Annotated in this window: 9 protein-coding genes, 3 tRNA genes and 1 other annotated feature; of the genes, 3 read left to right on the top strand and 9 right to left on the bottom strand. The window is 50.0% G+C overall.

What is annotated here, in order from left to right; genetic code table 11:
* Positions 1–115 precede the first annotated feature (115 nt).
* From KNP84_RS14945 to pdxS, 8 genes are all read right to left on the bottom strand, one after another.
* On the bottom strand, positions 116–1,114 hold the full coding sequence (locus KNP84_RS14945) for a hypothetical protein (protein WP_215115067.1): 999 nt from the start codon (positions 1,112–1,114) through the stop codon (positions 116–118).
* A 165-nt stretch (positions 1,115–1,279) separates the two neighbouring features.
* A tRNA-Ser gene (locus tag KNP84_RS14940) sits at positions 1,280–1,369 on the bottom strand.
* Positions 1,370–1,398: 29 nt separating this feature from the next.
* Positions 1,399–1,489, bottom strand: a tRNA-Ser gene (locus KNP84_RS14935).
* A gap of 38 nt (positions 1,490–1,527) precedes the next feature.
* Positions 1,528–1,618: transfer RNA gene (locus tag KNP84_RS14930), tRNA-Ser, on the bottom strand.
* Positions 1,619–1,774: 156 nt separating this feature from the next.
* Complete coding sequence (gene serS / locus KNP84_RS14925) at positions 1,775–3,058, bottom strand: serine--tRNA ligase (RefSeq protein WP_215115066.1); 1,284 nt, start codon at positions 3,056–3,058, stop codon at positions 1,775–1,777.
* A 52-nt stretch (positions 3,059–3,110) separates the two neighbouring features.
* Positions 3,111–3,318, bottom strand: a binding site (T-box leader).
* An 18-nt stretch (positions 3,319–3,336) separates the two neighbouring features.
* Positions 3,337–4,581 carry a D-alanyl-D-alanine carboxypeptidase family protein gene (locus KNP84_RS14920; RefSeq protein ID WP_052013678.1) on the bottom strand — a complete coding sequence of 415 codons (1,245 nt, stop codon included), beginning with the start codon at positions 4,579–4,581 and terminating at the stop codon, positions 3,337–3,339.
* Between the two features lie 87 nt (positions 4,582–4,668).
* Positions 4,669–5,247, bottom strand: coding sequence for a pyridoxal 5'-phosphate synthase glutaminase subunit PdxT (gene pdxT / locus KNP84_RS14915; protein ID WP_021066745.1), 579 nt, complete (start codon positions 5,245–5,247; stop codon positions 4,669–4,671).
* Between the two features lies 1 nt (position 5,248).
* Complete coding sequence (gene pdxS / locus KNP84_RS14910; RefSeq protein WP_021066746.1) at positions 5,249–6,139, bottom strand: pyridoxal 5'-phosphate synthase lyase subunit PdxS; 891 nt, start codon at positions 6,137–6,139, stop codon at positions 5,249–5,251.
* A 286-nt stretch (positions 6,140–6,425) separates the two neighbouring features.
* Between pdxS and pdxR the strand changes: the two genes are divergently transcribed.
* The 3 genes from pdxR to KNP84_RS14895 all read left to right on the top strand — a co-directional run bounded on the left by pdxR (position 6,426) and on the right by KNP84_RS14895 (position 12,007).
* A complete protein-coding gene (pdxR, locus tag KNP84_RS14905; RefSeq protein ID WP_215115065.1) occupies positions 6,426–7,829 on the top strand; it encodes a MocR-like pyridoxine biosynthesis transcription factor PdxR in 1,404 nt (467 codons plus the stop codon).
* Entirely contained in the window at positions 7,826–8,440 is a 615-nt protein-coding gene (locus tag KNP84_RS14900; RefSeq protein ID WP_215115064.1) for a class A sortase, read from the top strand. Before pdxR ends, KNP84_RS14900 begins: the two co-directional genes overlap by 4 nt.
* Positions 8,441–8,578: 138 nt before the next feature.
* On the top strand, positions 8,579–12,007 hold the full coding sequence (locus tag KNP84_RS14895; protein ID WP_215115063.1) for an alpha-amylase family glycosyl hydrolase: 3,429 nt from the start codon (positions 8,579–8,581) through the stop codon (positions 12,005–12,007).
* A gap of 45 nt (positions 12,008–12,052) precedes the next feature.
* Here the strand turns inward: KNP84_RS14895 and guaB are convergent, their stop codons facing one another.
* On the bottom strand, positions 12,053–13,516 hold the full coding sequence (guaB, locus tag KNP84_RS14890; RefSeq protein ID WP_021066750.1) for an IMP dehydrogenase: 1,464 nt from the start codon (positions 13,514–13,516) through the stop codon (positions 12,053–12,055).
* Between the last annotated feature and the right edge of the window lie 299 nt (positions 13,517–13,815).

Below are 13,815 nucleotides of genomic sequence, written 5' to 3'. Positions count from 1 at the left end.
GCAAAAACACCTCCGATGCTAGCACTTTTTTAAAGTGTACCACTGCGAAGGTGTTTTTATATTGTCTCAAAAATTTAGGTTAGCCCACTGCTCACTTGAGCGGTGCACCTTCTTTTTATGTGTGGGCGATATGAGGTTTCCGGTACGTCGGCGTCTTCCGAGCTTTTCGGAAACCGTCGATGGAATCAAACACGGCGGCCAAAACCGTGATGGCGACGACCAATCCAAATACCCAATCGAACGAGAGCATGCCGTTCGGAACGTTCGTCTCGATCCAGTTCAAAAATCGTGGATCGAGTAACTGTGGGGAACTGGCCATCCAGATGATGAACGTTGCCGAGGCAATATTGTAGATCAAATTAAACGAAGCGAGCGCATACGTCCAATGTCCTTTCATCCATTTCCATACCCCGAGCACGACTTGAAGCAAGATGACGATCACAAAAAACCAAATCACATCCATTAGGAACGTTTGATTGAAGATGGGAGTGATCATCCTGAATCCCGCGTTCGTAGATTCATAAATCCCTAGTAACTGTTCGGCATTAATATACACGCCAAACCACACGGCTGTCCAAAACAACCCGAACCCTGCGTCAAATTTACTGATTCGACCGCCCTTCACCTGTTCTTTCAGCTTGGACACATCCCATTTCATATCTGGCGCCGGTACATCATCGGGTGCATAGCGCTCAATCAAAAAGAAGACAAGCGTAATCCAAAACACGAGCTGAATCCCGACATCCCATAACGCATCGAACATGTTCGTCAAAAATGTGCCGACTGTCGGCATAAGCGGCCCTGAGAACGTCGGCATGCTAGCAAATACAAGCCCGAAGAAAACGACAGCTAAGACGATGGGAACGACAAGCTTGACGACAGTCACATACACGGGGAAAAAACGTGGGCCGATGACATACTGGCCTTCCTTATAACGCGCGGCCACGACGGCCGGATGCCCAATCTCTGCTAACACCCGTTTTACGTCTGCCTCAGACGGTTGGTCGGGCAGTGCCGCCTCAATCGATTGCCGAACCGAGGCAGCAGCTTCCTCGCGCCGCTTCGGTGGAACGTGTCGCACGACCTCATCGATATACATCTCAATCCAATCCATGACGCTCATCTCCTTCCTTACGCGCCACTATAGTCTACTCTATGTAGATTCCCGGTTTACGCGCGGCTTAGCCAGATTTCGTCGGATTGCCACAAACAAAAAAGCCGCAGACCGGAGTCTACGACCATAAAAAAACGCATCTGCCCATGCAGATGCCAAAACAAGCGGAGTTGGTGGGATTCGAACCCACGCGAGCCTTACGACTCCTAACGGATTTCGAGTCCGTCCCCTTCAGCCGGGCTTGGGTACAACTCCAGGCTTAAAAAAGTGTAAAAAAAAGAAAGTGGAGGAGGTGGTGGGATTCGAACCCACGCAGGCTATTACACCCCTGACGGTTTTCAAGACCGTTCCCTTAAACCACTTGGGTACACCTCCAAAAAAGTATGAAATTGTTGAGCCTCCAAAAATAAAAATGGAGGAGGTGGTGGGATTCGAACCCACGCAGGCTATTACACCCCTGACGGTTTTCAAGACCGTTCCCTTAAACCACTTGGGTACACCTCCAAAGCTCATATACAATTGGTGAGCAAACATCTCGCTCGACATGATTTATAGTACCAACTTGGCAGACAGATGTCAAACCCTTTTGTGAAAAAACATTAAAAAAAACCAAAAAAAATCCCGCCTGAACGATACGTTTCAGACGGGCTGGTTTGTTCATTACTGAGGCATTTCAATTTTCTCGATACCGCCCATATATGGACGTAATACTTCCGGAATGACGACTGAACCGTCTGCCTGTTGGAAGTTCTCTAAAATCGCAGCGACGGTCCGTCCGACTGCGAGGCCAGAACCGTTAAGCGTGTGGACGAATTCCGGTTTTGCGTTCGCTTCGCGACGGAAACGGATTCCGGCCCGGCGTGCTTGGAAGTCTTCAAAGTTCGAACAAGATGAGATTTCACGATACATCCCTTGCGCCGGCATCCACACTTCGATGTCATATTTCTTCGCAGCCGTGAAGCCGAGATCGGCCGTACACATGCTGAGCACTTGATATGGGAGACCGAGACGCTTAAGCACTTCTTCAGCGTGGCCCGTCAAGAGTTCGAGTTGTTCATAAGACTCTTCAGGTTTCACAAACCGGACGAGCTCGACTTTGTTGAACTGATGCTGACGAATGAGCCCACGCGTGTCGCGTCCGGCTGATCCCGCTTCTGAACGGAAACAAGCGCTATACGCCGTATACGTGATTGGAAGTTGGTCTTCCGTGATAATCTCGTCACGGTGCATGTTCGTTACCGGAACTTCTGCCGTCGGTACGAGGAAATAGTTCGTATCCGCCACTTTGAATGCGTCTTCCTCAAATTTAGGAAGTTGTCCCGTCCCGGTCATCGCGTCGCGGTTGACCATATAAGGAGGGAGCACCTCAGAATAGCCATGTTCATCGGCATGCATATCCATCATGAAGTTGATGAGGGCACGTTCGAGACGGGCGCCGAGACCTTTATAAAAGACAAACCGGCTACCTGTCACTTTACCCGCTCGTTCCACATCGACGATTTTCAAATCTTCCATGACGTCCCAATGCTGTTTGAGTTCGAATTCGAACGTCGGTTTTGTTCCGACTTCGCGAATCGTGACGTTATCATCTTCCGTTTCTCCAATCGGCGTTGATTCGTGCGGGATGTTCGGGATGCTGAGGAGAATCAAGTTCAATTCGGCCTCGACTTCACGCAACTCTTCATCGAGCAATTTGATTTCGTCCCCGAGGCGACGTGTCTCGAGAATCGGTGCATCCGCATCTTGTTTGTTGCGTTTTAATTCCGCAATTTGCTTCGTCGCTTCATTTCGTTTCGCTTTCTTCACTTCAACCTCATTGATCAAGTTGCGGCGTTTCTCTTCCAACTCCGGGAAACGGTCAAGCGCACTCAAATCCTCGCCGCGATGAGCTAGCTTCGTTTTAATCTCTTCAAAATCTGTTCGTAATCGTTTAATGTCTAACATTCGTTATTCCTCCTTTTTTCACATAAAAAGGTGGCACGCCCCTTTCCCGTAGGAAAGGGACGAACCACCTTGGATCCGCGTTGCCACCCTCGTTGCCCGAAATCGGGCCACTCGATGCACGTAACGTGTGCGTAACGTGACTTGTTTCCAAGCCAATGCTCCGAGGCCGATTCGGTTACATCATCCCACTAGTTTGCACCAACCACTAGCTCTCTGTCAGTAGATGACCGTAACGTACTTTTCCCCATCATTGCATCTGTCATTGAATTAGTTTTACTTTACAACATCTCAACTCTATCGACAAGACTCAGTTTTCCGAGCACGAGTCGAATCTCATCTAAAAAGTCGGAGAAGGCACGCGTCATACGTGTCAAAAACGATGCCATCTCGACCGGTTCGGCCGCGACGAGCGTTCCTTTAGGTGGAAGTTCACCATCTAGATACCGGACGCTTCCGGAAGGCTCGATGGTGACGGTCCCTACCTGTTGATCGGCCGCAATTGGGGCTTTCGTATCCGGAAGATCGTAAGTCGGTTCAGGTACATCCTGTCCTTTTTCGACGAGTACTTCAAAGGCTGACGTCGTGCGCACTTTTGCTGACTCGACTGTACCTTCAGCGACATGGAGCGTCGCCGGGACGATTTCACCAGTCCGTAAAATCGGGGTCAAGACAAAATCGCCATAGGCGTAGTCGTGAAGCGCCTTTGTAGCAGTATAGCGCCCTTGATCGGTCTTCGCTCCGAGAACGACCGATAGCACGGTACGTCCATCTCGCGTCGACACGCCGATGAAGCAGTACCCGGCATCGTCAGTCGTGCCCGTTTTAAAGCCAAGCATACCCGGATAGGCTAAATCACGACCAGCGAGCATCCGGTTCGTCGCTTCAAATCGGACTCCGTCGATATCAACATACGCTTGTTTCGTCACATCGAGCACTTCCGGGAACTTCGTCAAATACGCCAAAGCTAGCATCATCAAATCATTGGCCGATGTCAAATTCTCCCCTGGACGTCCCGCTGACACAGAGTCAAGTCCCGATGCATTGGCGAACGTCGTTTGGGTCATACCAAGTTCGGTCGCCCGTTCGTTCATTTTCTTTACGAATACCCCTTCCGAACCAGAGACGGCCTCGGCCAATGTGACCGCTGCCTCGTTCGCGGAACGAATCAACGCCACGTCGTATAGCTCTTTCACCGTGTACGGTTTATTGACGAGCGGAATCCGAGCCAATCCTGGTTTTCGGGTCAGCGCCAACGCCTTGTCGCTCGGGGTCACTTCTTGGCTCCAACTGAGGTCACCCGCTTCGATGGCTTCTCGGACGAGAAAAGCGGTCATCAGCTTAGTGATTGATGCCGGAGGAAGCATCGCGTCCTCTTCTTGTGAGAACAGGATTTGTCCCGTCGTCATGTCCACGAGCATCGCGCCGGTCGCATCAACTTTAGGTGCCGCCGATGCATCCGTCGGCACGATCATATTTAAAAGGATTGCCCAAACGAGCATCCATCCGATCCATCTTTGTCTCACGGTCTTGCCCCTTTCTATACGTATCTCGTTACAGTGTAGCAAAAAAACACATGAAAAAGGCTCCCTATTTGCTAGAGAGCCTTTCAATCAGGCGAGTTGTCGCTTCGTCGCTTCAACCATGTCCAAGAAATAGCGGTGCATCGACAAGTCGTCCGTCAATTCCGGGTGGAACGAGCAGGCCATATACTTGTCATACCGAACCGCGACAATCGCTTCTTCGACCTCGGCGAGCACCTCGACGCTCGCTTCGACCGATGCGACTTGCGGCGCTCGAATGAACACTGCTTCGACAGCTTCATCGATTCCATTGACAGTCAAATCGACTTCAAAGCTATCAACTTGTCGTCCGAACGCATTTCGTTTGACCGTCATCGGGATTTTACGCAAGTGCGCATCATATCCTTCAACTTCGGTCGCGAGCAAAATCAAACCAGCGCACGTTCCAAACATCGGCAACTCCGCATTCTCACGTAACGGCTCGAGCAACTCGTACCGATCGAGTAAGCGACGCATCGCTGTGCTCTCCCCACCCGGCAAGACGAGTCCATCGATTCGATTTAAGTCATCGACCGAGCGGACGACGAGCGTATTCGCACCAAGTGCTTCGAGCATATGGACGTGTTCGCGAATCGCACCTTGCATTCCGAGTACACCAATCGTGGTCATCTTACCAACCTCGCGGTGCCATGAGTTCTTCTTGTTTGAGCGTGCGAACGTCGAGCCCTTTCATCGCTTCGCCGAGTCCTTTCGACAAGTGTGCGATGCGCTCATAGTCATCATGGTATGTCGTCGCTTCAACGATGGCACGGGCAAATTTCTCAGGGTTCTCCGCTTTAAAGATTCCTGATCCGACAAAGACGCCGTCCGCTCCGAGGTGCATCATGAGTGCCGCATCAGCTGGTGTCGCAATTCCGCCTGCTGCGAAGTTGACGACCGGGAGGCGACCTGCTTCACGGATTTGCATGAGTACTTCAAACGGGGCACCCAGGTCACGCGCTTCCGTCATCACTTCATCGATGCTCATCGAGAGCAAGCGTTTCACTTGGGCTTGAACGGTACGCATGTGACGAACCGCTTCGACGATGTTGCCGGTTCCCGGCTCACCTTTCGTCCGGATCATCGCTGCACCTTCCCCGATGCGGCGTGATGCTTCACCAAGGTCGCGCGCGCCACAGACGAACGGTGCTTTGTAGTCACGTTTGTAGAGATGGAATTCTTCGTCAGCAGGTGTCAATACTTCACTCTCGTCAATGAAATCAACCCCCATTGATTCAAGGACACGTGCTTCAGCGATGTGACCGATCCGGCACTTCGCCATGACCGGTACCGATACTGCACCCATGACGTCTTCGATGATTGTCGGGTCGGCCATACGAGCAACACCGCCCATTTTGCGAATATCCGAAGGTACGCGCTCGAGTGCCATGACGGCAACTGCACCTGCCGCTTCAGCAATTTTGGCTTGCTCCGCGTTGATGACGTCCATAATGACGCCACCTTTTTGCATCTCGGCCATACCACGTTTTACTTTGTCTGTCCCTACTTGTCTCTTTTCCAAATGGATCCCCTCCAATAAGCTAGTCTACTTGCAAGTATAAATTGATTTGACTATATTGAAAGTGCCAGTTTTATATTTTTTAAAGTGGTCAGTTCGAACAAAGGACTTCATTTCTCGATTCTCGAATGTTTTAAAGATTAAAGGAGATGATGGAATGGATCAATGGAACAGTCGTGACGACGCGCAGGAGCGCAGCTTTTTCGGAAAAACGGGAATGGTCTCGCTCCTCCTCGTCATCGGATTCGTGCTCTATTTTTTCTTTGGCTGACCACAGAAAGGACACATCATGGATATGCTCACGTTCTCGCTCGAGGCTGACTCGAGCGTCCCATTATATGAACAACTCTATTTGCACATTCGACAAGCCATCGTTGATGACACCCTCACCACCGGGACGAAACTTCCGTCCAAACGAAAGCTAGGGGAGTTTTTAGACGTCTCGCAAACGACCGTTGAACTGGCCTACGCTCAGCTGCTCGCGGAAGGATACATCGAGTCGTTGCCACGCAAAGGCTTCTACGTGTTACCGCAAGAAGAACTGTACGTCCGGCGCGGCAGTAGCGTCATCGAACCGCTCCCGGTGAAAAAAACATATGAGTTCGACTTGTATCCGAGTCAAATCGACACGACCGCTTTCCCATTTGAACGTTGGCGCCGGCACTTAAAACAAGTCGTCTCAGAAGAACATCACGATTTGCTGTCACTTGGCTCCGTCCAAGGTGATTTCGTTCTTCGCCAAGAGATTGCGACCTATCTCTACCATTCGCGCGGTGTGCATTGTTCTCCCGAACAAATCGTTGTCGGATCGGGAACCGAGCAGCTGTTGCCCCAATTGTTAGAACTGTTGCCGGATACTACGACGTTCGGCATTGAGGATCCGGGGTATCCGCTCACCCGCCAACTGTTCGCCCATCAACGGCGGACGTTCATCCCGATTCCTGTCGATGAGAGCGGCGTCCGTGTCGACCTGGTGGAGCAAGCATCCATTGATGCCCTCTATGTCACACCGGCCCATCAATTTCCGACCGGGACCATTCTATCTGTCAGTCGACGTCAACGCTTGCTCAACTGGGCATCGGAGCGACAGACGTATGTGATTGAAGATGATTACGATAGTGAATTCCGTTATAGCGGCAAACCGATTCCCTCTTTGCAAAGCATGGATCAAAACGAGCGGGTCGTCTATTTGAGCACATTCTCTAAATCATTGATGCCTTCATTGCGAATCGGTTATATGGTACTCCCCCCTCCGCTGTTAAATCGCTATCGAGAACGTTATCGTCACTTCACGTGTAGTGTCCCCCGTTTCGAACAACATACGTTGGCCGAATTTATGGCGACCGGTGATTTTGAGAAACACTTGAACCGGATGCGGAAGACATATCGCCGGAAACTTGAAATCATTATCGCCGCCTTTAAACCTTATGAACCGGTCGTCTCCGTCACGGGGGCGAGCGCCGGCCTTCACGTCGTCCTGTCTGTTCGTACAAGCGCGACAAGTGAAGACTTGAAACGATTGGCCGAGGCTTCGAATATCCGAATCAATGCGATGACAGACTATCGCATCGAATCAAGCGACACGATTCCTCAGTTTTTATTTGGATTTGCCGCCTTATCCGAAGAAACATTACCAGCTGCCGTTAGTGCGCTCATGTCGTGTTGGAACATTGAGAAAGGAAGAGATGGATGAAACGGTCACGCTACGTCGTCGGTGGGTTCCTTTTGTTAATTGGTACACTCCTGTTATCCGAATCGTGGTGGAAAGACCAACTCACGGCATGGAACAGTCAACAAGTGACCGCCGAAATTCAACCGAAACAGCCAGAAACCGGTGAATTTGAGTTTTCAAACGTCGAGCCGTTATCATGGGAACAACTTCTCACCGTGCGCAATCGATTTCATGATTTACCGACCGTCGGCCTCATTTCGATTCCAGAAATCGACCTCGAGCTCCCGATCTTATATGGGCTCGACAATGAGAACTTGGCTGTCGGGGCTGGAACGATGGACCCGGACCAACGAATGGGAACTGGAAATTATGCACTCGCGGGCCACTACACGCAAAGCCCGACCGCCTTGTTCGGTCCGCTTCACATCATCGACGTCGGCATGTCCATCTACTTGACCGACATGACACATACGTTCGAATACGAGGTCACTTCGCTTGAGACCGTTCCCCCGACACGGGTCGACGTGCTCGACCCGACAACAGAACCAACGATTACACTCGTCACATGCACGTTCGATGCGACCGAACGTTTGATTGTCAAAGGACACTTCGTGAACCAAACGCCTCTCTAATCGATAGGCGTTTTTATTATTTTTCAAAAAATATATTGTGAGCGCTTACATATTCAGCTAAACTATTCCTGAAACCGTTTGCACAATTTTGACAATTCGTTGCCCTGTAGACGACACATTCCATGAAAGAGGTGCTTTATGAAGAAGAAAACGGCACGACAGACGACCACGTTACTTTTATCATCCGTTCTCCTCATCCAAGCCGGCGTTCCGATGAACGCATTGGCCGAGCCTGCGACAATCTCGATTGATGGCTTAAAAACGGATTGGGCGAACACGCCAGCGCTCGCCACATCCCCACAGGCGGGTTGGCAAGGATTCGATTTAGGAGACGTCTATCTGCAGAACGATGCGCGTAACCTTTACTTTTATGTGGATGCGAACAACGTCCCGAACTGGGGCGACAATGGTCAGTACATAAATATCGCCCTCCAAATCAATGAACAAGATTCAGGCGTAGCGACAAACCCGCTCGGCCATCCGTTCAACTTCAGCCAAACTGATAAAAAACCACAGTATCATATTTTACTTCGCGTCGATGGCGACACGTCAGTAAAAGAAGCCGCTCTGTATGAAGCAGGGAAATCCACGCCGCTCGCAAACTTGAGCAACTTAAACGGCGCCTCGTTTGCCATTGATCGCACGAAAGGCTTTGAAGGCAAAATTCCATTGTCCCTGCTTGGTCTAAGCAATGATGATACCGTTCGGGTCCTCACGGTACTCAGCGGGAATAACGCTACCGAGCACGGTGCGTTCGACACGATTCCAAGCAATGCGGCCAATAAAGTCGCCGATAGTTGGAATGTTTCGGCGACTCCGTCGACACAATCGGTATATAGCCCAGCCTTCACGTTGAGCGGTGTCGAGACGGTCAGTCAACTCGAAGTGACAGCGGTCACGCCGGCCAATCAATCGGAACAAGTGGACATCAAATCCCCAATCACATGGACGTTCAATGAACCTGTGTCGTTAGATGCTTCGAACATCAGCTTGATGAATGGCGAGACAGCTGTACCGTTCACGGCTGAAGCGAGTGGATCGACTGTGACTGTCACACCGACCGAAGCACTCAGTTTGAATCAAACGTATACCGCGACCCTTCCCGCGGACGCCGTGAAAGGCAACCTGTCGAACACGACGTTACCGGCATTGACGACGTCATTTAAAACCATCACTGAAATCGCCGATCCGTGGAAAACACAACGCTACATCGAAATGTTGTACGTCCGGGCCGACAACGATTACACGGACTGGAATTTATGGACGTGGAGCACGGGTGCCAAAGACGGTCAAGTTGACCCGTATAAAATCACCGAAGATGGTGCCATCTTCCGAATCCCAGTCGGAAAAGATGCGACCAATGTAGGCTTTGTCATCCGCAAGGGCACGGATTGGGCCGTGAAAGATGGCTACGGGGAAGACCGCTATGTCAAATTGGGAAGCGACCGGGTGACGAAAGTCGTCGTCGAGAGCGGCAAAGGGACGTTCCATCAAGTACCGACGATTCAAGGACCCTTGTTTGAAGATGGTGCCGTCACGTTCTTCTACCGTGACAAAGCGTTGTATGAAGCGGGACAACTCGATGAAATCGACAGTGTCGCATTGAAAGTCAATGGCACGACGTACCCGATGACGTACGAAGCCAAAAATGAATGGTTCCGCCATACGGTCAAATTACCGGAAGGGAAACATGATTATACGTTCCTTGTCACAAAAGATGGCGTCACAACCGAAGTGAAGGATCCTTACTTCGAGGCTTCGAGCGTCGAGTATCGTCGTCCAAACGTTAAACTGGCGGCAAGCGTGGCACCGAAAGCCCTCAGTTCTCGAGAAAACGCGGTCGTCCAGGTGAAGCCGACGTTGCCGAAAGGCGTCAAGCTGCGTCAACTGTTCATCGATGCACGTCCTCTTGGTGGACCGGCTAAACTAGAAGTCGACCCGGCCCTCAACAAACAGACGATTGCAGTCAAAGATACCGTCAAACCGGGCAATAAATTCTTAACGATTACGGCGATTGACCAATACGGTAACGTCCATAAGACGAAAACATCGTTAACGGTCCGACCGGTCTCGATGAAGGACAAGCAAGAGTTCGATTGGGATGAGGCACGGATTTACTTCATGCTGACCGACCGATTCTACGATGGGGATAAAACGAACAATAACCCGAACGGTGAATACTATGACCAAGATCATCTTGAGTCGTATCACGGCGGCGACTTTGCCGGTGTGACGAAGAAACTCGACTACTTGGATAAACTAGGCATCAACACGATTTGGATTACACCGATTGTCGATAATATCGATTGGGATCTTCGCTACGGTAAAGATGGATCACAGTATGGCTATCATGGATACTGGGCGAAAAACTTCGAAAAACTCGATGAGCATCTCGGCGATATGAAAGCATTCCATCGTCTGATTGACGAAGCGAATGCTCGCGGTATTAAGATTATGGTCGACGTTGTCTTGAACCACCCTGGCTACGGGATGGAACCAGGAGCTGTAGACACGGGCGCCACAAACTTCCCAACCGATCAAGAGCGCAAAGCGTTCGACGGCATGATTCGTTCGAATCCGGTCGATGGCGATGACTTGAAGATGTCTCTTTCCGGATTACCGGACTTTAAGACCGAAGAGGCTGCCGTCCGTGAACAACTCGTCAAATGGCAGACGGATTGGATTAAACGCTCGAAAACGAAAAAAGGAAACACCATCGATTACTTCCGCGTCGACACGGTCAAACACGTCGACTCTACAACATGGAAGTCGTTCAAAAACGAATTGACGGCCCTCAAACCAGATTTCAAAATGATTGGCGAACATTATGGGGCAAGTGTGAACAACACGGGTGGTTACTTACAGAGTGGCCAAATGGACTCGCTTCTCGACTTTGATTTCAAGTATCAGGCCGAACGGTTCATCAACGGAAATATTGATGACGTCGAGAGTGCGCTTCAATATCGCAACACGCAACTCTCGAATGAAGCGACACTCGGTCAATTCCTCAGCAGTCATGACGAGGACGGTTTCCTCGTATCACGTGCTGGAGGCGATGAAGGGAAGCATATGGTCGCCGCCTCGCTTCAAATGACGGCGAAAGGACAGCCTGTCATCTACTATGGTGAAGAGGTTGGACAGTCCGGAAAACATGCGTTGGATATGGATAAGGGCGAGTTCAATGAAAACCGTTATGACTTCGACTGGAGACGAGTCAAAGGAGAAGGTAAGGCGATGCATACGCATTACCAAAAGCTACTCAACATTCGTGCCGACTATTCAAAAGTATTTAGTAAAGGAACGCGTGCCGTCGTTGCTGGTGGTTCTGCTACTGGATACTCTGTCTTTGAACGGAAGCACGGCAAAGACTCTGTTCTCGTGGCCTTGAACACGACAGAAGCCAAACGAACGATCACGTTCCAGACAAAACTCAAGCATAAAACGACGCTCGTCGACCGCTATAGCGGACGTCATTACGTCGTCAAACGAGATGGGAAAGTGACCGTCAGCTTACCTGCACAGGACGATGGTGGTACTGTCATTCTCGTGGCCAAGTCAAAAAAATGATAACGAAAAGCCGTTGCCTCTAATTTAGAGACAACGGCTTGTTGTTTAGCGTGAATAGTTTGGAGCTTCTTTAGTGATGTGGACATCGTGAGGGTGACTTTCTTGCAACCCAGCCCCAGTCATGCGGATAAACTGAGTGTCCTCACGTAGTGCACGGATATCGGCAGCCCCACAATAACCCATTCCAGAACGAAGGCCACCGATGAGTTGATAGACAGTATCGGCTAGTTCGCCACGATAAGCGACGCGTCCTTCAATACCTTCTGGTACGAACTTTTTATCGGCCTCTTGGAAATAGCGATCTTGGCTGCCTCGTTTCATCGAAGCCTCAGAACCCATTCCACGGTACGTCTTGAACTGACGACCTTGATAGATTTCCATCTCTCCTGGGCTCTCTTTCACACCTGCGAGAAGGCTACCAAGCATAACGGCATGAGCTCCAGCTGCGATAGCTTTCACAATATCACCAGAGTACTTGATTCCACCATCAGCGATAACTGTGACACCGTGTTCTCTAGCTTCCGTGACACAATCATATACTGCTGTGATTTGTGGAACACCAACACCGGCGACAACACGTGTCGTACAGATTGATCCTGGACCAATCCCGACTTTAATGACCGATGCCCCGGCTTCAATCAAAGCTCGTGTCGCTTCAGCTGTTGCCACGTTTCCAGCGATAATTGGAAGCGTCGGGAACATGTCACGAAGTTCTTTCACTTTCTCGATGACACCGGCTGAGTGTCCGTGAGCCGTATCAACGACTAATGCATCGACACCTGCATCAACAAGAATTTGAGCACGTGATGCGGCATCTTTCGTAACACCAACGGCAGCTGCGACGAGCAAACGACCTTGTTTGTCTTTTGCAGCATGTGGGAACTGTTCGACTTTCTCAATATCTTTTGTCGTAATGAGACCTTTCAACACGCCTGAATCGTCGACGAGCGGCAATTTCTCAATTCGATGTTGATGAAGGATGCGTTCAGCTTCTTCAAGTGATGTCCCTACTTTTGCCGTAACAAGGTTTTCCGTCGTCATGACATCTGCAATCACCGTCGAATAATCTTTAATGAAACGAAGGTCACGGTTTGTCAAAATTCCGATTAATTTACGCTCGGTTTCTGAATTGACGATCGGGACTCCCGAGATACGGTATTTACTCATCAAGTACTCTGCATCGTACACTTGACGCTCCGGTGTCAAATAGAATGGATTCGTGATGACGCCGTTCTCTGAGCGTTTAACGCGATCGACGTGTTCAGCCTGCATCTCCATCGACATGTTTTTATGAATGACTCCTAAGCCGCCTTGACGCGCCATCGCAATGGCCATCGGTGCTTCTGTGACAGTATCCATACCAGCACTGATGACTGGAACATTTAACTCAAGACCTTCGCAAAGTTTAGTGCTTAAATTCACGTCTCTTGGCAAGACATTTGAAAAGCGCGGTACGAGTAAGACGTCATCAAACGTTAATCCTTCTTTTGCAAACTTGTTTTCCCACATAAAAATCGATTGCCCCTTTCTCTATCGGACCCGAATCTTTGTTTCGAAATATTTCTGTAATGGTAACAGGTATAGCTCGAAAGTGCAATTCAATTCACGATGTTCAGAAAGTTCAGAATTGTGTTCGTTCTATTTGCTTTCCGTTCTTAATGTTCGGGAATAGATTATATATACCGCAAAGGAAGCAAAATTATAAATAAAATCTATAAAAAAGACGACCGAGCGGATGCTCGATCGTCTTTCGCGTTGGCCTGGCAACGTCCTATCCTCACAGGGGGAGACCCCCAACTACTTTCGGC

It is taken from the genome of Exiguobacterium sp. s70, assembly GCF_018618315.1.
Classification (GTDB): domain Bacteria; phylum Bacillota; class Bacilli; order Exiguobacteriales; family Exiguobacteriaceae; genus Exiguobacterium; species Exiguobacterium chiriqhucha.
The sequence above is the reverse complement of the archived record's forward strand: the minus strand, read 5'-3'. Positions and strand labels throughout refer to the sequence as shown.

Bases quoted from the DNA above. Each gene is read 5' to 3' on its own strand.
- KNP84_RS14900 (WP_215115064.1), top strand. From the start codon at position 7,826: ATGAAACGGTCACGCTACGTCGTCGGTGGGTTCCTTTTGTTAATTGGT.
- pdxT (WP_021066745.1), bottom strand. From the start codon at position 5,247: ATGACCACGATTGGTGTACTCGGAATGCAAGGTGCGATTCGCGAACAC.
- serS (WP_215115066.1), bottom strand. From the start codon at position 3,058: ATGTTAGACATTAAACGATTACGAACAGATTTTGAAGAGATTAAAACG.
- pdxR (WP_215115065.1), top strand. From the start codon at position 6,426: ATGGATATGCTCACGTTCTCGCTCGAGGCTGACTCGAGCGTCCCATTA.
- guaB (WP_021066750.1), bottom strand. From the start codon at position 13,516: ATGTGGGAAAACAAGTTTGCAAAAGAAGGATTAACGTTTGATGACGTC.
- KNP84_RS14895 (WP_215115063.1), top strand. From the start codon at position 8,579: ATGAAGAAGAAAACGGCACGACAGACGACCACGTTACTTTTATCATCC.
- KNP84_RS14945 (WP_215115067.1), bottom strand. From the start codon at position 1,114: ATGGATTGGATTGAGATGTATATCGATGAGGTCGTGCGACACGTTCCA.